19 protein-coding genes are annotated in these 22,197 nt (G+C 73.7%); 12 read left to right on the top strand and 7 right to left on the bottom strand.

Annotation, left to right across the window (positions count from 1 at the left end; genetic code table 11):
* The first annotated feature begins 34 nt into the window (after positions 1 to 34).
* The 11 genes from IO30_RS0120470 to IO30_RS0120420 all read left to right on the top strand — a co-directional run bounded on the left by IO30_RS0120470 (position 35) and on the right by IO30_RS0120420 (position 12,521).
* Positions 35 to 661: an NADPH-dependent F420 reductase gene (locus tag IO30_RS0120470; RefSeq protein ID WP_031144983.1), complete on the top strand. Its 627-nt coding sequence runs from the start codon at positions 35 to 37 to the stop codon at positions 659 to 661.
* The gene (locus tag IO30_RS0120465; RefSeq protein ID WP_031144982.1) at positions 646 to 1,167 is read left to right on the top strand and encodes a (2Fe-2S)-binding protein; all 522 of its coding nucleotides are present in this window, start codon (positions 646 to 648) and stop codon (positions 1,165 to 1,167) included. The genes IO30_RS0120470 and IO30_RS0120465 overlap by 16 nt, the downstream gene beginning before the upstream one ends.
* 5 nt (positions 1,168 to 1,172) lie before the next feature.
* Positions 1,173 to 3,599, top strand: coding sequence for a xanthine dehydrogenase family protein molybdopterin-binding subunit (locus IO30_RS0120460; protein WP_237403313.1), 2,427 nt, complete (start codon positions 1,173 to 1,175; stop codon positions 3,597 to 3,599).
* A complete protein-coding gene (locus IO30_RS46010; protein WP_051859840.1) occupies positions 3,596 to 4,432 on the top strand; it encodes an FAD binding domain-containing protein in 837 nt (278 codons plus the stop codon). The genes IO30_RS0120460 and IO30_RS46010 overlap by 4 nt, the downstream gene beginning before the upstream one ends.
* Before the next feature lie 44 nt (positions 4,433 to 4,476).
* A complete protein-coding gene (locus IO30_RS0120450) occupies positions 4,477 to 5,745 on the top strand; it encodes an MFS transporter (protein WP_157853343.1) in 1,269 nt (422 codons plus the stop codon).
* Entirely contained in the window at positions 5,742 to 7,253 is a 1,512-nt protein-coding gene (locus IO30_RS0120445; RefSeq protein WP_031144978.1) for an ATP-binding protein, read from the top strand. Before IO30_RS0120450 ends, IO30_RS0120445 begins: the two co-directional genes overlap by 4 nt.
* Before the next feature lie 48 nt (positions 7,254 to 7,301).
* Positions 7,302 to 7,643, top strand: coding sequence for a nuclear transport factor 2 family protein (locus IO30_RS0120440; protein ID WP_031144977.1), 342 nt, complete (start codon positions 7,302 to 7,304; stop codon positions 7,641 to 7,643).
* A 117-nt stretch (positions 7,644 to 7,760) separates the two neighbouring features.
* Positions 7,761 to 8,408 (top strand): TMEM175 family protein, encoded by a 648-nt coding sequence (locus tag IO30_RS0120435; RefSeq protein ID WP_031144976.1) that lies wholly within the window; start codon positions 7,761 to 7,763, stop codon positions 8,406 to 8,408.
* A gap of 72 nt (positions 8,409 to 8,480) precedes the next feature.
* Positions 8,481 to 9,797 (top strand): IS701 family transposase, encoded by a 1,317-nt coding sequence (locus IO30_RS0120430; protein ID WP_425338111.1) that lies wholly within the window; start codon positions 8,481 to 8,483, stop codon positions 9,795 to 9,797.
* Positions 9,797 to 10,942, top strand: coding sequence for an XdhC family protein (locus tag IO30_RS0120425; RefSeq protein ID WP_031144974.1), 1,146 nt, complete (start codon positions 9,797 to 9,799; stop codon positions 10,940 to 10,942). The genes IO30_RS0120430 and IO30_RS0120425 overlap by 1 nt, the downstream gene beginning before the upstream one ends.
* Positions 10,943 to 11,078: 136 nt before the next feature.
* Positions 11,079 to 12,521, top strand: coding sequence for a GuaB1 family IMP dehydrogenase-related protein (locus tag IO30_RS0120420; RefSeq protein ID WP_031144973.1), 1,443 nt, complete (start codon positions 11,079 to 11,081; stop codon positions 12,519 to 12,521).
* A 67-nt stretch (positions 12,522 to 12,588) separates the two neighbouring features.
* On the opposite strand, the gene IO30_RS0120415 is transcribed toward IO30_RS0120420, so the two are convergent.
* Positions 12,589 to 12,996 (bottom strand): DnaJ family domain-containing protein, encoded by a 408-nt coding sequence (locus tag IO30_RS0120415; RefSeq protein ID WP_031144972.1) that lies wholly within the window; start codon positions 12,994 to 12,996, stop codon positions 12,589 to 12,591.
* A 210-nt stretch (positions 12,997 to 13,206) separates the two neighbouring features.
* On the opposite strand from IO30_RS0120415, the gene IO30_RS0120410 reads away from it, so the two are divergent.
* On the top strand, positions 13,207 to 13,755 hold the full coding sequence (locus tag IO30_RS0120410; protein WP_031144971.1) for a sigma-70 family RNA polymerase sigma factor: 549 nt from the start codon (positions 13,207 to 13,209) through the stop codon (positions 13,753 to 13,755).
* Here IO30_RS0120410 and IO30_RS47645 read toward each other — a convergent pair.
* From IO30_RS47645 to IO30_RS0120380, 6 genes are all read right to left on the bottom strand, one after another.
* Positions 13,716 to 16,535: an ATP-binding protein gene (locus IO30_RS47645; RefSeq protein ID WP_078904772.1), complete on the bottom strand. Its 2,820-nt coding sequence runs from the start codon at positions 16,533 to 16,535 to the stop codon at positions 13,716 to 13,718. The two genes, IO30_RS0120410 and IO30_RS47645, sit on opposite strands and share 40 nt — an antisense overlap.
* Positions 16,536 to 16,585: 50 nt before the next feature.
* Positions 16,586 to 17,821, bottom strand: coding sequence for a histidine kinase (locus IO30_RS0120400; RefSeq protein WP_031144969.1), 1,236 nt, complete (start codon positions 17,819 to 17,821; stop codon positions 16,586 to 16,588).
* On the bottom strand, positions 17,818 to 19,548 hold the full coding sequence (locus tag IO30_RS0120395; protein WP_031144968.1) for a sodium/solute symporter: 1,731 nt from the start codon (positions 19,546 to 19,548) through the stop codon (positions 17,818 to 17,820). The genes IO30_RS0120400 and IO30_RS0120395 overlap by 4 nt, the downstream gene beginning before the upstream one ends.
* A 245-nt stretch (positions 19,549 to 19,793) precedes the next feature.
* Positions 19,794 to 20,069 (bottom strand): hypothetical protein, encoded by a 276-nt coding sequence (locus IO30_RS0120390; RefSeq protein WP_031144967.1) that lies wholly within the window; start codon positions 20,067 to 20,069, stop codon positions 19,794 to 19,796.
* 158 nt (positions 20,070 to 20,227) lie between these two features.
* Positions 20,228 to 21,079: a LytR/AlgR family response regulator transcription factor gene (locus IO30_RS0120385; protein WP_031144966.1), complete on the bottom strand. Its 852-nt coding sequence runs from the start codon at positions 21,077 to 21,079 to the stop codon at positions 20,228 to 20,230.
* A gap of 119 nt (positions 21,080 to 21,198) precedes the next feature.
* Entirely contained in the window at positions 21,199 to 22,146 is a 948-nt protein-coding gene (locus IO30_RS0120380) for an SCO0930 family lipoprotein (protein WP_031144965.1), read from the bottom strand.
* Positions 22,147 to 22,197 lie beyond the last annotated feature (51 nt).

The raw sequence follows: 22,197 nt of genomic DNA, 5'->3' as shown, positions 1-22,197 counted from the left end.
CCGGCCGCACCGGACCACTCGTTCAGGAGAGCCAATGCAGACAGGCATCATCGGCACCGGGCGGATCGGCACGGTCCTCGCCCGCATCCTCGTGGCGGCGGGACACCAGGTCGTCCTCGCCAACGCCCGCGGCCCGCAGACCCTCGGCCCGCTCGTGGCCGAACTGGGACCGGCGGCCTCGGCGGCGCACCCCGCCGAGGCCGCCGGCCGGGCCGAACTCCTGGTGCTGATGCTGCCCTTCGACAGCGTCCGCGGCCTCCTGCCGCAGGAGGCCGTCCGCGACACCCTGCTCGTGGACGCCACCAACGCCTTCAGCGGCCCCGGCGCACCCCGGGACCTCGGCACCCGCGGATCCAGCGAACTCGTCGCCGACTGGTATCCCGGCGCACGGCTGGTCAAATCCCTGAACACCATGCATTTCGAGACCCTCGCCGTGGCCGGCACCGCGCCGGAACGCAAAGGGTCGGAGCGCCTCGCCCATTTCGTGGCGGGCGACGACGCAAAAGCGAAGGAAATCGTCGCGGGAATCATCACGGATCTCGGATTCGCGCCCGTCGACACCGGCCCGCTGCACTCCGGAGGAATTCTCCAGCAGCCCGGCGGGCCCCTTTTCAACCGGCCGCTCACGGAAGCGCAGGCGCTGGCATGGATATCGAACTGAAGGTGAACGGAAGACCCGAGCAGTTCTCGGCGGAGCCGAACGAACTGCTCGTGGAACGGCTGCGCGACGGCCTCGGCCTGACCGGCACCAAGGTCGGCTGCGACACCGGCCAGTGCGGCACCTGCGTCGTCCGGCTCGACGGCCGCTCCGTCAAGAGCTGCCTGGTCCTCACCGCCTCGGCGGCCGGCTCCGAGGTGGCCACCATCGAAGGGGTCACCACCCCCGGCGGTGAACTGTCCGGCCTCCAGGAGGCACTGCGCCAGGAACACGGCACCCAGTGCGGCTTCTGCACCCCGGGCATGGTCATGTCCCTCGGCGAACTCGTCGACTCCACCGCGGACGGCGAGGCGCCCACCGAACCCGAGATCCGCGAATGGCTGACCGGCAACCTGTGCCGCTGCACCGGCTACCACAGCGTGGTCCGCGGAGTGCAGCGCGCCTGCGCCGCCGACCGCGCCGAGGTGCCCGCGGCCGCCGCGGCCACCGCAGCCGGAACGGAGGTGTGAGGGAGATGACCGCAGTGACGGGGGAGCAGACGGCTCAGCCGCAGGAGACCGCATCCATCGGGAACGGCCTGCTCGGACAGCCGCTGGACAGCCGCGAGGACCCGCAGCTGCTGCGCGGCGAGGCGAAGTACGTGGCGGACATCGATCTGCCCGGCACCGCCCACATGGCGATCCTGGGTAGCACCGTGGCCCACGCCAGGATCCTCTCCATCGAGACCAAGGCGGCCGAACAGCTGCCCGGCGTGCTGAAGGTGGCCACCGCCGCCGACTTCACCGACGTGATGCCGCTGCCCTGCATCTGGATACCCGGCGGGGTCGAGAGCCACTTCCCGCCCCACCCCTACGGACTTCCCGGCGCCCGCCCCGTGCTCACCGCGGACGCCGTGCGCCACGTGGGCGACCCCATCGCCGTGGTCGTCGCCGAGACCCCGCGCCAGGCCGCCGCCGCACTGGCCGCGATCGCCGTCGAGTACGAGCCCCTGCCCGTGGTCACCCGGGCCGACGAGGCCCTCGCCGAAGGCGCGCCCCAGCTGCACGAGGCCGTCCCCGGCAACCTGAACGCGTACTGGACCTGCGGCGACAAGGACCGCACCGACGCGGCCATCGCCTCGGCCGAGGTCACCGTGGAACTCGACCTCGTCAACCAGCGCACCATCAACAGCCCCATCGAACCGCGCGGCGCGGTGGGCGACTACGACCCCGTCACCGGCGAGTACACCCTGTACGCCACCACCCAGGGGCCGCACAACCACCGCTTCCTGCTCTCCGCGCTGGTCCTCGGCATCCCCTTCAACAAGCTCCGGGTGATCGCCCCGACCGTCGGCGGCAGCTTCGGCACCAAGGGGTACCTGTACCCCGACATGCCGCTGGTCCTGCTCCTGTCCAAGGCGCTCGGACGGCCCGTGAAATGGGTGGACACCCGCACCGGGCTGATGAGCTCCACCGTCCAGGGCCGCGACCACCGCCAGCACGTCACCCTCGCAGGCACCCGCGACGGCCGCATCACCGCCGTGCGCTGCACCAGCTACGCCAACCTCGGCGCCTACCCCTCGACGATCGGCCCCGGTGTCGCCACCGCCCTGATGGGACGCTCCATCAGCGGGATGTACGACATCGACGCGGCCTTCTGCGAGGTCTACGCCGCCTTCACCAACACCGTTTCGCTCGGCGCCCAGCGCGGCAGCGGGCGCGCCGAGGCCGCGTTCCTGATGGAGCGCCTCGTCGACCGCTACGCCGCCGAGATCGGCATGGACCCGGCGGCCGTCCGGCGCAAGAACCTGGTCCCGAAGGAGAAGTTCCCCTACGACAACGGTCTGGGCTGGACCTACGACTCCGGGAACTACCAGCTGAACTTCGACCGGGCGATCGAGCTGTCCGGCTACGCCGACATGCCGGCCCGCAAGGCCGAGGCCCGCGCCCGCGGCAAACGGCTCGGCGTCGGCCTCGCCACGTACGTCGCGATCTGCGGCGTCGGCCCCTCCACCCGGATGTCCCAGGAGGGCATGCTCGGCGGCACCTGGGAGAGCGCCAACATCCGGGTCCACCCGACCGGCGAGGTCACCGTCACCGTCGGCTCCGCCTCCACCGGCCAGAGCCACGGCACCGTCTTCGCCCAGGTCGCCGCCGACGAACTCGGCATCGACCCGGACAGCGTCCAGGTGCACGAGGGCGACACCCAGAAGGCCCCGTACGGTCAGGGCACCTACGGCTCCCGCTCCTACAGCATGGCGGCCCCGGCCGTCGCGCTCACCGCCCGGAAGATCAAGAGCAAGCTGATCCGGGCCGGAGCCGTCTTCCTGGGCGTCCCCGAGGACAAGGTCGTCTACGAGGGCGGCAAGATCTTCGAGGAGGGCAACCCCGAGAACACCAAGACCTTCGCCGAGCTCGCGATGGCCATGTGGTACGGCTGGGGCCTGCCGCCGGAGATCGAACCGGCCCTCGACGAGACCACCCACTTCGACCCGCCGGACTTCAACTACCCCTTCGGTACGCACGTCGCGGTCGTCGAGGTCGACGAACTGACCGGCGAGACCGAGGTGGTCGCCTACACGGCCGTGGACGACGCCGGACACATCGGCAACCCCAAGGTGGTCCTCGGCCAGATCGAGGGAAGCATCGCGCACGGCCTCGGCCAGGCGCTGATGGAGATCGCCGAGTACGACGAGAACGGACTGCTGATCAGCGCCGACCTCGACCACTACGCCCTGCCGCGCGCCGCGGACGTACCGCTCTTCACCCTCGACAAGACGGTCACGCCCACCCCGCACAACCCGCTCGGCGCCAAGGGCGCCGGCGAGATCGCCACCGTGCCGCCCGCCGCGGCCGTCGTCAACGCGGTCGTCGACGCCCTCTCCGACCTCGGCGTCCAGCACATCGACATGCCGCTCACCCCCGAGAAGGTCTGGCGCCGCCTGCGAGGAGAAGCCCAGTGATCCTCACCGAGTTCGACTACGTCCGCCCCGTCGGCCTCGACGAGGCCCTGACCCTCCTCGCCGGCACCCGGGGCGCCCGGGTCCTGGCAGGCGGACAGAGCCTGCTGCCCGGGCTGCGCACCGGCGAGAACGCCTTCGGCGCCGACGGGGTCCGGCTGCTCGTCGACATCCGCGGGCTCGACGAGCTGGGCGGGATCGCCCGCGGCCCCGGGGGCCTGCGGATCGGCTCCCTGACCACCCTCGCCGAACTCGCCGCGGACCCGCTGGTGCTCGCCGGGGCCCCGGAACTGGCCGCCGCGGCCCGCGCCAACGGCGACCCCCAGGTCCGCAACCTCGGCACCGTCGGCGGCAACCTCGCCGCCCCCGGACGGGCCACCGACCTGCCCGTCGCCGCCATCGCCGCGGACGCCACCGTGGAACTGGCCGGCCCCGGCGGGCGCTCGGCCGTCTCCGCCGAGGAGTTCGCGGCCGGCGGCGCACCCGCCCGCTCGGTCGTCACCGCGCTGCTGGTCCCCGACGCCGGGCGGGCCGGAGCCTTCGAGAAGACCGCCGACCGGGCCACCCGCTACCCGGTGTGCGCCGCCGCCGTACGGATCACCGCGGACGGCCCGCGCATCGCCGTCACCGGAGCCACCCCCCGCGCCCTGCGCCTGCGCGGGGTCGAGGACCGGCTGCGCGGGGGCCCGTACACGACGGAGGCCGTGCTCGCCGCCTTCCGCGGCGAACCCCGGGAGCTGTTCGTCCCCGGGCGCGGCACCTCGGCCGAGTACCTCGGCCACCTCGCGGGGGTGCTCACGGCCCGCGCACTGGCGAAGGCCGGGGCCATCGCCTGACCACCGCACGCCACGGGGCCCGGCACGGGCCCATCACGGGGGAGTTGAGTGACGCAGTGGCCGAACCGACGAGAACGACCACGGGGACGACCGGGCACCGGGCCGCGCACGCGGCCGCCCCGCCCAGAGGCTCCGGCTTCTGGGTGGTGGGCGCGGTACTCGTCCTGCTGATGCTCTCCTCCTCCGTCCCCTCCGCCCTCTACGTCCTCTACCAGCAGCAGTGGGGCCTGTCCTCCGGAACCATCACGGTGGTCTTCGCCCTCTACGCGGTCACCGTGCTGGCCGGGCTGCTGCTGTTCGGCTCGCTCTCCGACACCCTGGGCCGGCGCCCCGTCCTGAGCGCCGGGCTGGTCCTGGCGATCGTCTCCATGGCCCTGTTCGCCGCCGCCGACGGGCTCGGCCTGCTGCTCGCCGCCCGCGCCGTGCAGGGCCTCGCCGTGGGCCTGGCCACCGGGGCGATGGGCGCGGCCCTGCTCGAACTCGCCCCGGTCTCCCGGCCCGCGCTCGGCGCCCAGGTCAACAGCGCCGGGCCGACCGTGGGCATCGGGCTCGGCGGCATCGGGGCCGGACTGCTCGTGCAGTTCGCGCCCGCACCGACCGTCCTCAGCTACGTCCTGCTGATCGGGGCCTTCGCCGTCGGCCTGGCGGGCGTCTGGCGGATGCCCGAGAGCGCTCCCGGGGCCGGGGGCCGCTTCCGGGTGGTCCCGCACCGGATCCACGTACCGGCGGGGGCCCGCGGCCGCTTCACCGTCCTGATCCTGACCATCGTCGCGGTCTGGTCGGTGGGCGGCTTCTACCTCTCGCTCGGCCCGCACCTGGCGCTCTCGCTCCTGCAGTCCACCAACTACCTCGTCGGCGGGGCCACCGTGGCCCTGCTCGCGGGCGCCGCCACCGCGGCCCAGCTGCTGCTCGGCCGTACCGAGGCCCTGCGCACCGCCGTGCTCGGCCTGACGGGCCTGATCGCCGGGCTCGGACTGGTCCTGCTGGCGCTGGGCCTCGGCTCGGCCCCGGTGTTCCTGGTGGCCACGGCGGTGCTCGGCTGCGGCTGGGGGGCGGCGTTCCTCGGCTCCTTCCGGGCGCTGAGCACGCTCGCCGACCCGGCCCACCGCGGTGAACTCACCGCGGCCGTATACGTCTTCGCCTACCTGGCGATGAGCGTCCCGGCGGTGCTCGCCGGGATGCTCACCAACATCCACGGGCTGCACCGCACCTCCGTCGGCTTCATGACCGCCGTCGCCGCGGTGTGCGCGGTCGCCCTGCTGGTCACCGTACGGCTGGCCGCCCGGACCAAGGCCGAGGGGAGCGCCGCATGACCGCCGCGGACGCCGCCGGGCTGCGCCTCGCCCTGCGCGGCCTGGAGATATTCGCCGGGATCACCGAGGAACAGCTGGACTGGCTGGTCTCGGTCTCCGAGCCGCGGGTCCTCGCCGACGGTGAGGTGCTCTTCCGCGACGGCGAGGAGGCCACCGGCTTCCACGTCCTGCTCTCCGGCGGGCTGGTGGTCACCAAGGTCGTCGACGGCCGGGAGGAGGTGCTCACCCGGCACTCCACCGAGGAGGACAGCGCGGCCGCCGAGGACCACGACGGCAAGCCCTCCGCCGCCCACCGGTTCACCGGGGAGCTCCCCCTGCTCACCGAGGGCTCGTACGTGGCCACCGCGGCCGCGAGCGGACCGTCGACCACGGTCGTCGCCTACGCCCGTCCGGTCTTCTTCGAGATGCTGACCCGCTGCCACGGCGTGGCCGCCGTGCTGCTGCCGGTCCTGGCCTGGCGGATCAAGTCCTCCGAGGTGCAGGCCCGCAAACGGGCCACCGTGGAGGCGCTGGGCACCCTCGCCGCGGGTCTGGCCCACGAGCTGAACAACCCGGCTGCCGCCGTGGCCCGGGCCGCGCAGGAGCTGGCGCCCGCCCTGGAGCGGCTCACCCGCACCGCCCAGGCCTGGGGAGCGTCCGCCACCGGCGCGGAGCGCACCGTATTGGACCGGCTGGCCGAGGAGCTGGACAAGCTGCCGCCGCCCGAGGTCACCGACGCGCTGGCGCAGGCCGACGCCGAGGAGGAGATCGCCGACTGGGCCGAGGGCGCGGGCGCGGAGCGGCCCGGCCTGCTCGGCTCGGGGGTCTCGGACCTCGGCGTGGAACTGCCCTGGCTGCTGGAGCGGCTGGAGGAGGTCGGCGAAGGAGCCCTCGCCGCCGGGCTCGACCACCTGGCGGCGCTGCTGGAGATCCGCTCGCTCGCCGCGGAGCTCCGTGCGGCCGGTCCCCGTATCTCCCAACTGGTCTCCGCCACCCGGGATTACGCCAATCTGGACCGGGCCCCCGAACAGAGCTTCCCGGTGACCGACGGACTGGAGAACACGCTGGTCGTCCTGCGTGCCAAGCTCGCCGGGATCGGCATCGTGCGGGAGTACGAACCCGGCCTTCCCGAACTGACGGGCTATCCGAGCGAGTTGAACCAGGTGTGGACCAACCTGGTCGACAACGCGGCCGAGGCCATGGAGGGCGCCGGCGTACTGACGCTGCGCGCGCGGTCCGAGGGGGTCTGCATGGTCGTGGAGGTCGCCGACACCGGCCGCGGCATCCCCGAGGAGTCCCTGCCGCGGATCTTCGAACCCTTCTACACCACCAAGGACGTGGGCAAGGGTACGGGCCTGGGCCTGCACCTCAGCTACCGGATCGTCACCCAGCGCCACCGCGGTTCGATCACGGCCCGCTCGCGTCCGGGTGAGACCCGGATGGTCGTCAGGCTGCCCTTCGCCGGTACGGCGGAGTCCTGCGCCACCCCTGCCGCTTCAGCCGGCACCCCCAACTCAACTGACCAGTAAGCCAGTTCACCCACCGGTTCCACCACCAGTTGATAGAACGGAGTCGTCATGGCCAAGTACGACATCTCCAAGCTGCACCCGGTGTTCGTCCGTCAGATGGACGCCCTCGCCGCACTGGACATTGAGGCGGTGATGAAGAACTACACCGACGACGCCGTACTGCTGCGCTTCGAGGGGGTCTCGGTGGGCATCGAAGCCGTTCGCGAGACGTTCACCGGCTATCTCACCGTCAAGCCCACGCTGGTCGAGCTCCAGGAGTACATCGAGACAGAGGACACCATCTTCTACCGGGCGATCATGAGTTTGAACGGCGAACCGGAGCACGCGTTCGGGACACTTGTGGTCCGCGATGGCCGGATCTGGCGGCAGACGGCTGGGTTCGGCAGCTAAGTTCTGAAATCTGGGTAGCGTGTGCGGGGAGGGCGGGAGAAGATCGCCCTCCCCGTATGTGTGGCATACCGCGGGCGGGCAAGTTGCATTTATGCACTGAATGGCAAAGGGGAGGTCATGGAACGCGAAACCGGGCGGGTCGAGGCATTCAGTGATGGTGTATTTGCCATCATCATCACGATCCTCGTTCTGGAATTGAAGGTTCCGGAAGAAACCGGATCGGACTTCTGGCACGGGGTCCGGGAACAGTGGCCGCATTACGCTGCCTATGTGGTGAGTTTCCTCATCATCGGCGTCATGTGGGTGAACCACCACACCATCTTCAGTCACCTCAAGCGGGTCGACCGACCGCTGTTGTTCCTGAATCTCCTGGTGCTGATGGTGGTGTCGGTGATTCCCTACACCACCACCGTCCTCGCCGAACACCTCAGGGAGGAAGGCGGGTCCGCGAACGCGGCAGCCGTCCTCTACAGCGCCGTGACCGTGGCCTACGCCCTCGCCTTCATGGCCTTCTGGTGGTACGTCACCAGGGTCGGGCACCTTTTCCACGAAGAAGTGGACAAGGAAGGGGCCCGTGCCACCCGGATGCGATTCGGCCTCGGCGCGATCGCCTACCCGCTCACCGTGCTGCTCGCCTTCATCTCGGCACCGCTCACCCTCATCGCGCACTTCCTGATCGCGATCTACTATGCGGCGAACCAGATCCCCATCCCGCTCGTGGTAGAGGAAGAGCAGCTCGAAACCACGAGCGACCTCAGGAAGTAGTCGCAGGGGCCTACGGCCGTTCTCCGCGGTCAAGTAGGGTATCGGATCTAAGTGGTCGCGGGGGAGGCCCAGATGGCTCGCGTAGTCCTGCCGGAGGAATCCGAAAAGGAAATCTCCGAATTGATCGATGTACTGATCTCTCTGCTCTTCGAGTCCTTACCCCGGCGGGACCAGCGAAACTGGGCCCGCGTTTATCTGAACGGCCTCGTACAGACCACCGGCAAGAAGACCATCCGTAACATTGCCGGAACGGGCGCCAGTTCCGTGGAGCAGAGCCTCCAGCAGTTCATCAGCAAGTCCCCCTGGGACTGGACCCCGGTACGCCGCTCCCTCGCCCAGCACCTCGAACGCACCGCCCAGCGCCCGCTGGCCTGGGTGCTGCAGCCCATGGTGATAGAGAAGGCCGGGGACCGCTCCGTAGGCGTCGGCCGGCAGTTCGTCCCGCAGCTCGGCCGCACCGCCAACTGTCAGCAGGCCAGCGGGATCTGGCTCGCATCCAGCGAGGCCAGCTTCCCCGTCGAGTGGACCCTCACCCTCCCCGGTCCCTGGACCAGCGAGCTCCTGCGCAGGCGCCGGGCCGGCATCCCCGACACGGCGCGCTCGCTCACCCCCGCGCAGGACGCCGTGCACGCCGTCCAGCGGATGGCCGCGACCTGGCAACTCCAGCGCCGGCCCGTGGTGATGGAGGTCGCCAACAGCGACCTCCCGCAGAGCATCGAGTCCTTCGCCCTCCAGGACATCCCCTTCGTCTTCAAGGTCGACGGCTCCCTGCCGGTCTCCTTCGGCGGCGCGGGACGCCACAAACCCGGGCCGCACACCGCACCCGCCCGGGAACTCATCGACTCCCTGCGCTCCCAGCGCCGCGTCGTCGAGTGGACCCGGCACGGCCGCGGAGAAGGAGCGGTCACCCTGCTCACCTCCGCCTCGATCCTCGCCACCCCCAGCGAGGACCGGCCCGCGCCGACGACGCCGACCCCGCTGCTGCTCGTCGGAGCCTGGACCGAAGCCGCCCTGCTGCCCACCGAGTTCTGGGTCACGAACATAGGGGACCGGCCGCTCGCCCAGCTCTTCCTGCTGGCCAAGCTCACCGACCGGGTCTCCCTGGACTTCGCGGAAACCTGCGAACCCGCGGGCATCCGCGACTTCGAGGGCCGCTCCTTCCGCGGCTGGCACCACCACGCGACCCTGGCGAGCGTGGCCCACGCGGCCAAACTCCTCGGCTCGCGCGGACGGGAACCGGAGGCCTACGCGGGAACCCCCCGCCCGGCTGCCGTCCGGGCGGCGCCCGTCACGGCCCGCCATGGCACCGCCCGGCCCCCCGCGCCGGCGGTCCTGCCGCCGCGGCCGCTCATCCCCGGACAGTCCCCGCGCCGCGAGTACATCCGCTGATGCTCGACATAGCCGACGAGCTACGCGCGTGGTGTGCCGCGCGCCGGGAATTCGCGCTGGCCACCGTGGTGGCGGTCAGCGGGAGCGCGCCGCGCGGCCCCGGCGCCTCCCTCGCGGTCGACGACCGGGGCACCGCACTCGGCTCCGTCTCGGGCGGCTGCGTGGAATCCGCCGTGCACGAGCTCTGCCTGGACGCCCTCACCTCCGGGGAGGGCGGACTGCACCGCTTCGGCTACAGCGACGACGACGCCTTCGCCGTCGGTCTGACCTGCGGGGGAGTCCTCGACGTCCTGGTCACCCCGGTCCGCGGCGGCGACCCGGTACGGCCCGTCCTCGGCTCGGTGCTCGACGCCGCCGCGGGCGGGGCCCGGGCCGCGCTGGCCCGGGTGGTCTCCGGGCCGCCCCGCCAGCTCGGCCGGGCGCTGGCCGTGCACGCCGACGGCTCCTACGAGGGCGGGCTGGACGGCGGCGAGGCCCTGGACCGGGCCGCCGCCGGGCAGGTCCGCGGCCTGCTGCTGGCCGGCCGCACCGGCACCGCGGAACTGGGCACGGCCGGCGGCCTGTGCGGACGGCCGCTGACGCTGCTCGTCGAATCATCGGCCGACCCGCCCCGGCTGATCGTCTACGGGGCCATCGACTTTGCCGCCGCCCTGGCCCGGATCGGGGCCTTCCTCGGCTACCGGGTCACGGTGTGCGACGCCCGCCCCGTCTTCGCGACCCCGGCGCGCTTCCCGGACGCCGACGAGGTCGTCGTGGACTGGCCGCACCGCCACCTGGCCGCGCAGGCGCAGGCCGGCCTGCTGGACTCCCGTACCGCCGTCTGCGTGCTCACCCACGATGCCAAGTTCGACGTACCGCTGCTGGCGCTCGCCCTGCGGCTGCCGCTGGGATACGTGGGAGCCATGGGGTCGCGGCGCACCCACACCGACCGGACCGGACGGCTGCGGGCCGAAGGGGTGACGCCGTCCGCGCTGGCCCGGCTGCGCTCGCCCATCGGCCTCGACCTCGGCGGCGCGACCCCCGAGGAGACCGCCCTGGCCATCGCCGCCGAGTTCACCGCGGTCCGCCACGGCGGCTCGGTCACCCCGCTGACCGGCGGCCGGACACCGATCCACCGCAGGGCCGCAGGGACCAAGGTCCCGTAGGAAAGAACCAGGCGGCCCCATCCGTCTCGGACGATCAGCCCGGGGTTGGTGAACTCCAGGACGTGGGAGAATGAAGTACGTGCGTTTCCTCGGCTGCCCTGTCGAGGCACCTCCGATTGACTGGGATGTCTAGCACGTGCGTTTCCTCAATGACCTGAAGCCGCCGTACGACCTGACGTACGACGATGTGTTCATGGTGCCGAGCCGCTCCGCGGTCGGTTCCCGCCAGGGCGTGGACCTGTCCTCGCCCGACGGCACCGGCACGACCATTCCCCTCGTGGTGGCGAACATGACCGCCATCGCCGGCCGCCGGATGGCCGAGACGGTCGCCCGCCGCGGCGGAATCGTCGTCATCCCGCAGGACATCCCGATCGAGGTCGTCACCGACGTCATCTCCTGGGTGAAGACCCGCCACCTCGTGCTCGACACCCCGATCACGCTGGCGCCCACCCAGACCGTCGCCGACGCCCTGTCCCTGCTGCCCAAGCGCGCCCACGGCGCCGGCGTCGTCGTCGACGACGAGGGCCGCCCGGTCGGCGTCGTCACCGACCACGACCTGACCGGCGTGGACCGCTTCACCCAGCTCTCCGAGGTCATGTCGAAGGAGCTGCTGCTCATCGACGCCGACATCGACCCCCGCGAGGCCTTCAACAAGCTCGACGCCGGCCACCGCAAGCTGGCCCCGGCCGTCGACAAGGACGGCAAGCTCGTCGGCATCCTGACCCGCAAGGGCGCCCTGCGCGCGACCCTCTACACCCCGGCCACCGACGCGAACGGCAAGCTGCGCATCGCCGCCGCCGTCGGCATCAACGGCGACTTCGTCGCCAAGGCCAAGCAGCTGCTCGACGCGGGCGTGGACACGATCGTCATCGACACCGCGCACGGCCACCAGGAATCCATGATCAACGCGATCAAGGCCGTCCGCGCCCTGGACCCGCAGGTCCCGATCGTGGCGGGCAACATCGTGGCGGCCGAGGGCGTCAAGGACCTCATCGACGCAGGCGCCGACATCATCAAGGTCGGTGTCGGCCCCGGCGCCATGTGCACCACCCGCATGATGACCGGCGTCGGCCGCCCGCAGTTCTCCGCGGTGCTGGAGTGCGCGGCCGAGGCGAAGAAGTACGGCAAGCACGTGTGGGCCGACGGCGGCGTCCGTCACCCGCGCGACGTGGCGATGGCGCTGGCCGCCGGCGCCGCCAACGTCATGATCGGCTCCTGGTTCGCCGGTACGTACGAGTCCCCTGGCGACCTCCAGCAGTCGGCCGACGGCCGCCTGTACAAGGAGTCCTTCGGCATGGCCTCCGCCCGCGCGGTGCGCAACCGCACCTCGGAGGAGTCCGCCTACGACCGTGCCCGCAAGGCGCTGTTCGAGGAGGGCATCTCCACCTCCCGCATGTTCCTCGACCCGACCCGTCCGGGCGTCGAGGACCTGATCGACTCGATCATCGCGGGTGTCCGCTCCTCCTGCACCTACGCCGGTGCCGGCTCCCTCGCGGAGTTCGAGGAGAAGGCCGTGGTCGGCATCCAGTCCGCCGCCGGTTACGCCGAGGGCAAGCCGCTGCACGCCAGCTGGAGCTAGTCACACCCTGCGCATCCCCGTGGCCCCGGCCGTCCCCAGGACGGCCGGGGCCACGGGCGCGTCCGGCTCACGCCGTGCCGCGGGCCTCGCGCCACTCCCGTACGGCCCCGTCCACGTCGATGAGCCCGCGGCCCAGCGGCGGACCCGGCGGGGGCCTGCGCAGCGCGGCGGCGATCTTCTCGTTGACGGGTTCCAGCAGATCGCGCACCGCCCGCTCGGAGGGCGCCCCGGCCGCCGCCGCCAGCGCGTCCTCGGCCTCCTTGCGCAGGGCCAGGGCCGGCGGGAGCATCGAGGTCATGTTCTCGGTGGCCATCTTCTTGCGTATCCACCACAGCTCGTCGTAGGGCTGGTCCAGATCCGGCAGTGGCTTGCCGAAGCCCGGCAGCTCGGCGAAGGCGCCGCGCGCCTCGGCCTCGCGGATCTGCCGGTCCGTCCAGGACTCGAAGCTCACTCCCGGAGGTTTGCGCTCGGTCACGAGATCACTCCCCGCATCGCGTAGAAGGGCATGCCGCCAGCGTAGTCAACGCTCGCGCGCGGCAGGGGTGTCCGGTCGCCCGTTCGACGCGCCCGTCCGGCCCCCGCGGCCGACCGGTCGGCGCAGCGCGCCGCGGATACGCCGAGCGGCGGATAACTCGACGGGACCGATCCGTCACTCTCAGGTCATCCGACCTGGAAGGGGCACCCCGTGAGCACCCCCACCCGGCACACCGACGCGCACGCCATCGCCCGGCTGCACAGCCGGCACGGCAAGGCCCTCTACGGCTTCCTCCTCGGCCTGACTTCCGGCGACCGGCACCGGGCCGAGGACCTCCTCCAGGAGACCCTCGTCCGGGCGTGGAAGCACCCCGAGGCCCTGGAGAGCGGCCACGCCTCCATGCGGCCCTGGCTGTACACCGTCGCCCGGCGGCTCGCCATCGACGCCCGCCGGGCCCGACTGGTACGGCCCGCAGAGGTGGGCCCGGACGCCCTCCAGCACTTCCCGGCCGCCGACGACCGCACCGAGCAGGCCGTCGCCGCGCTCGACGTCCGCACGGCCCTGCGTTCCCTCAGCCCCGAGCACCGCGACGTGCTCGTGCACATCTACTTCCGGGGCGCCTCCGTCTGCGAGGCGGCCGACGCCCTCGGGGTGCCCGCCGGAACCGTGAAGTCCCGCACCCACTACGCGCTGCGGGCCCTGCGCGCCGCCATGCCCGGCTACGGGCCCGGCGCCCGCGGGGACCGGGCCGCCGCCTGAGCCGCCACCGCCGCGCGGGAGCGGACCTGGAGCTTGGCCAGGATGTGCGACACGTGCGTCTGCACCGTCCGGGGCGAGAGGAACAGGGCCGTGGCGATCTCGGGATTGGAGCGGCCCTCGGCCACCAGCAGGGCCACCTTCAGCTCGGCCGGGGTCAGCGCCTCCCAGCCGCTGGCCGGCCTGCGGCGCGCCGCCCGGCTGCCGCGGCGCACCCCCAGGCTCCGCAGCCGGGCCTCGGCCCGTGCCGTGTCCCACCCTGCGCCCAGTTCCTCGTACGCCGCCACCGCCCGGGCCAGCGCCGAGCGCGCGCCGGTGAGGTCCCCGCGCCAGGCCCGGGCCACCGCCAGGTCCTCCAGGACCTGGCCCAGCACCAGCGGCCACCCGCCCCGCTCGGCCCGCTGCACCGCCCGCGCCAGCAGCTCGGGATCCTGCGCGAACAGGCCCCGGCAGCGCAGCAGCGCCAGTTCCGGCTCCGGATACCCCGGCAGCGCCGCCGCCGTGCGCACGCACGCGGCCACCGCCGCCCGCGCCGTGACGCTGCGCCCGCTCTCCAGCGCGAGCCGGACGGTCTCCGACAGCACCCAGGGGCGCCCGTAGGTCACCGTCTCCTCGGCGACGTCCGCCAGTACGGGCTCCAGCGCCGCCAGGGCGTCGCCCGGGCGGCCGTCCCGCTCCGCCAGCAGTGCCCGGGCCAGCAGCACGTGGGAGGCGTACCGGCGGGCCGCCGGAGAGGCGAAGGCGCCGTCCGGCAGCGCCGCGAGCTCGGCCCCGGCCGCCTCACGCTCGTCGCGGTGGCCCAGGACCAGCGCCCGCAGCCCGCGCACCACCACCGGGAGCCAGCCGTCGGAGACCGGCAGCGCACCCGCCCGGGCCACCGCCTCCAGCGCGGCGTCCCAGTCGCCGAGCCGGTAGTGGAACTCGGCGAGCCGCGCCTCGGTCACCACCAGCCGGCCCGTCGAACCGGTCGCGACCGCCAGCTCCCGGGCCTCCCGCAGCGCCCGCGCCACCTGCTCGGGCTCGTCGAAGCGCAGGTGGCCCTCCGCCTGGTTCGCCAGCAGGAGCAGCCGCATGTCGTTGGCGGTGGGACTGCGCCGCGCGTGCGCGATCCCCTGTGCGGTGTGGTGCAGCGACTCCCGGCCCCGGTTCAGGTGGAACAGGGCGAAGGAGACGGCGTGATGGGCCTCGGCCCCGCACAGCGGATCACCCAGCCGCTGCGCCCGCGCCACCAGCGGCCCGGCCAGGGCGTACGCCTCGGCGGGCCGGTGCAGGTCGGCCAGGGCCAGCACCCGGCAGGCCTCCAGGCGCAGCCGCCACCGGGGAGAGGGGAACTCCTCGGCCAAGGCCCGCTCGGTGACCTCCAGGGAGCGGGCCATGTCTCCCTCGATCATCAGTGCGGAGACCAGTTTGAAGTCCACCGCAGCCCGCCGGTCCGGGTCCGTGGTCCGGGCCCGCAGCCGGTCGAGGAGGTCCACCGACTCCGGGCGGCGCAGCAGCAGCGCGGCGTCCGCGAGCTGCTCCTCCAGCTCCTCCAGCACCGCCGGGTCCCGTGGGCCGCCCTGCTCCAGGACGCGCTCCAGGAGCTCGGCCGCGACGCCGGGGGCCCCGGCGACCAGCTCCGCCGCCGAGGCGGCCAGCCAGCGCACCGCCCAGGCGTCCGGGCGGCCGCCGCGCAGCAACTGCCCGGCGGTGCGGGCCGGATCCAGCCCGGCCCCGGCGAAGGCCCGGGCGGCGTCCTGGTGCAGGGCCGTCCGCAGGGTCCCGGGGGTCTCGGCGTACAGGGCCTCGCGCAGGGCGGGGTGGCGAAAGCGCAGCAGGTCCCCGGTGTCCTCCAGCAGTCCCGCCAGGACCGGCTCCTCCAGGACCGCCATCAGCTCCCGCGCGGGCCGCCCCCGGACGAGGGCCAGCTCGCGCGCGGTGAACGACGGACCCAGCAGCGCCGCGTGCCGCAGGGCCGTACGGGCACTGCGGCGCAGGTAGCCCAGCCGCCGGGCCGGACCCGCCGGAGCGGGCGGCAACTCCGCTTCCGGCACGGTCAGTTCGGCCATGCCGCCGTCGGGCCGGATCAGTCCCGCCCAATGGTCCAGGAGCTCCCCGAGCAGCCGCGGATTGCCGCCCGCCCGCGCCGCGGCCGTCCGCAGCCGTGGCCCCGGCGGAGCCCCGAGGGCCTCCCGGAGCGCCTCTGCCGTCTCGGCCGGGGACAGCGGCTCCAGCCTGACGGCGAGGACGCCCGGCCCCGCCCCTGCCGGGTCCGCCTCCGCCGGGTCCGTCCCGGGCAGCGCACCTGCCCGCCGCGGCACCGGCCGCCGGGCCGACGCCAGGAGCAGGGGCAGCCGCCCGGTGGAGCGGGCCAGCCGCCGCCACAGCAGCAGGCTCGCCGCATCCGCCCACTGCGCGTCGTCCAGCACCAGCAGCAGCGGCCGCTCCCCGCACCACTGCTCGACCCCGGCCACCAGCAGGTCCGCCGCCGCGAGCAGCGCGCCGCCCGGCCGCTGCGCCGCCTCGGCCTCCCGCAGCAGGGCGACCACCGCCGCCCGGCCGGGGCCCGCGGGGTGCAGGCAGTCCAGTGCGGCGCGCAGCGGCAGTCCCGTTCCGGCGGCGTCCGCGGCCGCGTACCGCACCCGGCAGCCCGCCGCGGCGGCCCGGACCGACGCCTCCCGCAGCAGCGAGGTCCGGCCCGCGCCGGGCTCGCCCTCCACGGTCAGGCAGCCCCCGACGCCCTCCGCGCCCCGGCGCACCCATTCCCGTACCGCTTCACGATGTCCTTCCCGTCCGACCCACACGTCGCCCGGTCCCTCCGGTCACATCGCGCCGCTCGAAGCATGACACGCGGTCAGGGGCCGGGGAGAGGGTGTCCCGGAGGCGAACTGTGCACACCCGCACGGAATTTGGGAATCCGTACCGTGATCTTCATCCCGGCTCCGACCCCCGTTTCGATGACCAGCCCGTAGTCGTCCCCGTACGCCTGCCGGATCCGCTCGTCGACGTTGGGCAGCCCGATCCCGGAGGCGGACCCGCCGCGCTCCCCGGCCAGGATCCGGCGCAGCAGGGCCGGGTCCATCCCGATCCCGTTGTCCTCCACGGTGATCACCGCCTCGGAGCCCGCGTCCTGGGCGGAGATACTGATCCGGCAGACCTCGGTGGAGTCCTCCAGCCCGTGCTTGACGGCGTTCTCCACCAGCGGCTGGAGGCACAGGAAGGGCAGCGCCACCGGCAGCACCTCCGGCGCCACCTGCAGGGTCACCTTCAGCCGGTCCCCGAACCGGGCCCCGGCCAGCGCCAGGTACTGCTCGATGGAACGCAACTCGTCGGCGAGGGTGGCGAAGTCGCCGTGCCGGCGGAAGGAGTACCGGGTGAAGTCCGCGAACTCCAGCAGCAGGTCCCGCGCCCGCTCCGGGTCGGTCCGCACGAACGAGGCGATCGCCGCGAGGGAGTTGAAGATGAAGTGCGGGGATATCTGCGCCCGCAGTGCCTTGATCTCCGCCTCCATCAGCCGGGTCCGCGACCGGTCCAGCTCGGAAAGCTCCAGCTGTACGGAGACCCACCGCGCGACCTCCGTCGCCGCCCGCACCAGCACGGCCGACTCCCGGGAACCGTAGGCCACCAGCGCCCCCAGCACCCCGTCCTCGCCCGTAAGGGGGGCCACCACCGCCCACTTCAGCGGGCACTCGGGGCGCTGGCACTCGGTGCGCACGCTCTGGCTGCGCCCCGACTCCAGGAGCTCCTTGACCCGGGCCATCGCCCGCCGCTCGTGGTGGTCGGCGCCCGGGCCGTCCCAGGCCAGCACCGACTCCCGGTCCGTCAGGCACAGCGCTTCCGTGCCCAGCAGCGACCGCAGCCGCTTCGCCGCCTTGCGGGCGGCGTCCTCGGTCAGCCCCGCGCGCAGCGGGGGAGCGGCCAGCGAGGCCGTGTGCAGGGTGTGGAAGGTGGCCCGCTCCACCGGGGTGCCCAGGTCCAGCCCGGCCGCCCGTTCGCCGCGCCGGGCGTGCCGGTGGCCCGCCGCCCAGCCGCCGCCCGCCAGCACCGCCGCAACCGCCACCGCCAGCACGGCGAGCAGGGCCGCGCTCACCGGGCACCCGCCGTCCGGTCGACGGCCACGTCCTCCGGCAGGTGCAGCCGCGCCAGCGTGGCCGCCGTACCGGCGGGTATCCGCGACCGGGTGGCCAGGGACACCAGGATCATCGTCAGGAACCCGAGCGGCACCGACCACGCGGCGGGCCACGCCAGCAGCGTGTGCGCCCAGCCCGAGGGGGCCAGGCCGGCCCGGGTCGCCAGTACGGCGCTCAGCGCGGCCCCGCCACCGGTGACCAGACCGGCCACCGCACCGGGCGGGGTCAGCCCGCGCCACCAGATGCCCAGCACCAGCAGCGGGCAGAACGAGGAGGCCGACACGGCGAAGGCCAGGCCGACCGCGTCCGCCACCGGCACGTCCCGGGCCGCCATGCTGCCGGCGAGCGGGACGAGGACCGCCACCAGGACCGCGATCCGGAAGCTGCGCACCCCGCGGGCCGGCAGCACGTCCTGGTGCAGCACCCCGGCCACCGCCATGGTCAGTCCCGAGGCCGTCGACAGGAACGCCGCGAAGGCGCCCCCGGCCAGCAGCGCGCCCAGCAGGTCCCCGAGCATCCCGCCGAGCATGCGCTCCGGCAGCACCAGCACCGCCGCGTCCGCGTCCCCGGTGAGGGCGAGCTCGGGCGCGTAGATCCGGCCCAGCGCCCCGTACACCGGCGGCAGCAGGTAGAAGACCCCGACGAGCCCGAGCACCACCAGTGTGGTGCGCCGGGCGGCCCGCCCGTTGGGGCTGGTGTAGAAGCGCACCGCGACGTGCGGCAGGCCCATGGTGCCGAGGAACGTCGCGACGATCAGCCCGTACGTCGCGTACAGCCGGTGCTCCCGGTGGTTCCCGGACAGCGGCGAGGACCAGCTGGACACGCCGGGGCCAGCCTCCCCGAGGGGCTGCGGGACGGCGGTGTCCGGGGCGAACTCCAGGCGCGTGCGGGCCCGCACGGTGTGCTGCCCGGTGGTGAGGGTCAGCGGGGCGCCCCGGTAGGACTTCCCGTCCACCTGCCCGGTGACCGTCAGTGCCAGCGGTGCCTGCACCGTCAGCCGCACGTCCTCGGCGAGCGTGACGGAGGTGTGCTCGCGGAAGACGGCGGGGGCGTCGAAGGTGGCGCGCGGAGCGCCGTCCCCGGCCCAGGCGGCGACCAGGAAGAAGGCCGGGACCAGCAGGGCCGCCAGCTTGAGCCAGTACTGGAAGGCCTGCACGAAGGTGATGCTGCGCATCCCGCCCGCGGCGACGGCCGCGCTGACCACCGAGGCGACGACGACCCCGCCGACCCAGTGCGGGGCGCCCGTCAGGACCTCCAGGGTCAGCCCCGCGCCCTGGAGCTGGGGCACCAGGTACAGCCAGCCGACCCCGACCACGAACAGCACCGCGATCCGGCGCACGGCCTGCGACTCCATCCGCCCCTCGGCGAAGTCGGGCAGCGTGTACGCGCCCGAGCGGCGCAGCGGGGCCGCCACGAGGACGAGGAGCACCAGGTAGCCCGCGGTGTAGCCCACCGGGTACCAGAGCATCTCGGGCCCCTGGAGCAGGACCAGCCCGGCGACGCCGAGGAAGGAGGCGGCCGAGAGGTACTCCCCGCTGATCGCCGCCGCGTTGAGCCGGGGCCCGACGGTGCGCGAGGCCACGTAGAAGTCGGAGGTGGTCCGGGATATCCGGAGCCCGAGCGCGCCGACGAGCACCGTCACCAGGACGACGACGGTGACCGCGGTCAGCGCGTACGTCTGGTTCACCGTACGGTCCTTCGGCAGCGGCGGGGCGGGGGTGACCGGAGTCTATGCACGCCCCGGACCCGGCAACAGGCCCGAACCGGCCGGGCGGCCGGTTCCTGCCGGGACCGGGCGGGAACGGCTCGGGACCGGTGCGGGAACGGTGCGGGAACGGCTCGCGACCGGTGCGGGAACCAGGCGGCGGCTCGGGCCCGGCCGGGACGCGAACGGGCCCCGGCACGGCCGGACTTCCGGGCAGGGCGCCGGTTTCAGAGCGCCGGGTCGCGGTGCTCCGCGCAGTCGCGCAGGGCGATCTCCAGCTCCACGTACGACTCCTCCGCGCGCCGGAAGGCCAGGGTCAGCGCCGCCTCCGCGCGGGGCGGCACCTGCTGCCGGACCCCCTCGCCCGCCTCGTACAGGACGTCGGCCCAGCGGGCGGCCGCGCTGCGCAGGCTCGCCAGCAGCACCTCGGCCTCGGCGGGACCGGCCGGCCGGGTGCGGGGCAGTCCGGTCAGCGTGTCGAGCAGCGCATCGATCTCGGACATCGCGCTCCTCCCACGCCGGAAGATCCACGATACGCGCGGGAGCCGGGGGCGCCGGGCCGTCCGGGCGGCCCGTGCGTCCGACGGGCCCGGCGGATCGCCGTACGTCCCTCCCGGTGCGACGAACGGCCGACGGGCGCGCCGGACGGTCGGACGCCCGCTCAGCCGGTGGCCTGGCGCATCAGCAGGTCCCGCAGCTCGCGCGCGTGCCTGCGGCTCACCTGGAGCTCCGCGGACCCGACCCGGACGGTGGTGGTGCCCGCGTCCAGCCGGAGTTCGTCGATCCGGCCGAGCGCGACCAGATGGCGGCGGTGGATCCGGACGAACCCGCGGGCCGCCCAGCGCTCCTCCAGGGTGGACAGCGGGATCCGGACCAGGTGACTGCCCTCGTCGGTGTGCAGCCGGGCGTAGTCCCCCTGGGCCTCGACGTAGGCGATGTCGGCGATCGCCACGAACCGGGTCACCCCGCCGAGTTCGACGGCGATCTGGTCCGGGGTGCGGTCGGCGCCGCTCACCCCGGGAGCCGGACGGCGCGGCGCGGGTACGGGCGCGGCGGCGGGTACGGCGCCCGCGAGGGGAGCGGCGGGAGCGACGGGAGTGGTGGGCGGCAGCGGCCCGGGGCGGTCGAGCTGCGCACAGGCCCGCCGTACGGCTTCGGCCAGCCGCTCCGGGCGCACGGGCTTGAGGACGTAGTCCACGGCCTTGAGGTCGAACGCCTGCACCGCGAAGCCCTCGTGGGCGGTGACGAACACGATCAGCGGCGGCCGGGCGAACCCGGCGAGCAGCCGCGCGATGTCCAGGCCGGTCAGCCCGGCCATGTGGATGTCGAGGAAGACCACGTCGATGGCGTCGGCCCCGTCCGGGCCCGTCTCCAGCGCCCGGGTGATGCGCCGCAGCGCCCCGGTGGCGTCCGAGGCGCCTTCGGCGCTGTGTACCCAGGGGTCGGAGCGCAACAGGTAGAGGAGCTCCTCCAGGAGCGGCTTCTCGTCGTCCACGGCCAGCACACGCAGCATGCGGTCGAGTCTAGGTCGTGCCGTGGTGGTGCTGCCGTGGTGGTGCGGGTGCGCGGCCCCCGCGGGGGTGGTCGGGGGCCGCGCGGTCCGGTGCGTGGGGGGAGGGGAGGCGGCAGGGCCTACTGGACGGTGATGAGCTTGCCGTCGGGGGCGACCGCGTACCAGGTGCCGCCGACGCCCTGGCCGTTGACGTCGCCGGGCTTCTTGTCGCCCGTGAAGGTGTAGACGGGCCAGCAGTCGACGGTCTGCTGCTTCTTGCCGTCGGGCCGGTCCAGCACCAGGTAGTTCCGCTCGGTGATGCCCTTCGCATCGGCCTTGTCCACCGGCGGGACGACCGGCCACTTGGCCAGGCAGTCGCCCGTGCACTTGGAGACCATCGGCCAGGCGGTGTCGGGCTTGAACCGGTAGACGGTCATGCCCTTGCCGTCGACGATGTGGTCGCCCAGCTTGGGGTCCTTGGCCACGGACAGCCCCGCGCCCGACTCCGCCGCACCGCCGCCCGCCGGGGCGTCGGGGGCAGCAGAGGCGGCCGGCGCGGCGGGCGCGGCCTTCTTGCCGTCGGGGGCGAAGGCGAACCAGACGCCGCCGACACCCTGGCCGTTGACGTCGCCCGCCTTGGTGTCCTTGTTGAAGCGGTACGCGGGCCAGCCGGCCACGGTCAGCTGCTTGCTGCCGTCGCTGCGCACGACCTCGCCCAGCAGGGCCGGGTCCATGCCCGCGGCGGCGGTGGCGTCGCCCGCGGCGACCACCGGCCAGGTCTTGGCGCAGTCCCCGTCGCAGTTGGACTTCGGGGGCTTGGCGGTGTCCTTGTCGAAGCGGTAGAGCGTGAGCCCGGCGCTGTCGTTCAGGACCGGGCCGAGCTTGTCGTCGGCGGAGACGGCGAGCTGTCCGGCCGGCCCCGCGGCCGCCACGGCATCGGCGGCGGGAGCGTCGTAGCCCTGGGAGGAGGCGGCCCCGGCCGGCTGGGCGGTGTCGCTCGCCTTGTCCTGCGACGGACCGCAGGCGGTCGCCGCCAGGACCACCGTCATCGCAACCGCGGCAAGGGTGGTTCCGCGCTTCATGCCCATCTTGATCTCTCCCACGTGTGGTGTCCTTCGCGCCGCGGCCCGGGCCGCGGC

Origin of the sequence: Streptomyces xanthophaeus (assembly GCF_000725805.1) — a bacterium.
Lineage (GTDB): Bacteria > Actinomycetota > Actinomycetes > Streptomycetales > Streptomycetaceae > Streptomyces > Streptomyces xanthophaeus.
Note: the sequence above shows the minus strand (reverse complement) of the source record. Positions and strands in the feature narration are given on the sequence as shown.

Bases quoted from the DNA above. Each gene is read 5' to 3' on its own strand.
- IO30_RS0120470 (WP_031144983.1), top strand. From the start codon at position 35: ATGCAGACAGGCATCATCGGCACCGGGCGGATCGGCACGGTCCTCGCC.
- IO30_RS0120385 (WP_031144966.1), bottom strand. From the start codon at position 21,079: ATGCTGCGTGTGCTGGCCGTGGACGACGAGAAGCCGCTCCTGGAGGAG.
- IO30_RS0120430 (WP_425338111.1), top strand. From the start codon at position 8,481: ATGGCTCGCGTAGTCCTGCCGGAGGAATCCGAAAAGGAAATCTCCGAA.
- IO30_RS0120440 (WP_031144977.1), top strand. From the start codon at position 7,302: ATGGCCAAGTACGACATCTCCAAGCTGCACCCGGTGTTCGTCCGTCAG.
- IO30_RS0120380 (WP_031144965.1), bottom strand. From the start codon at position 22,146: ATGGGCATGAAGCGCGGAACCACCCTTGCCGCGGTTGCGATGACGGTG.
- IO30_RS0120425 (WP_031144974.1), top strand. From the start codon at position 9,797: ATGCTCGACATAGCCGACGAGCTACGCGCGTGGTGTGCCGCGCGCCGG.
- IO30_RS0120445 (WP_031144978.1), top strand. From the start codon at position 5,742: ATGACCGCCGCGGACGCCGCCGGGCTGCGCCTCGCCCTGCGCGGCCTG.
- IO30_RS0120390 (WP_031144967.1), bottom strand. From the start codon at position 20,069: ATGTCCGAGATCGATGCGCTGCTCGACACGCTGACCGGACTGCCCCGC.
- IO30_RS0120460 (WP_237403313.1), top strand. From the start codon at position 1,173: ATGACCGCAGTGACGGGGGAGCAGACGGCTCAGCCGCAGGAGACCGCA.
- IO30_RS0120435 (WP_031144976.1), top strand. From the start codon at position 7,761: ATGGAACGCGAAACCGGGCGGGTCGAGGCATTCAGTGATGGTGTATTT.
- IO30_RS0120465 (WP_031144982.1), top strand. From the start codon at position 646: ATGGATATCGAACTGAAGGTGAACGGAAGACCCGAGCAGTTCTCGGCG.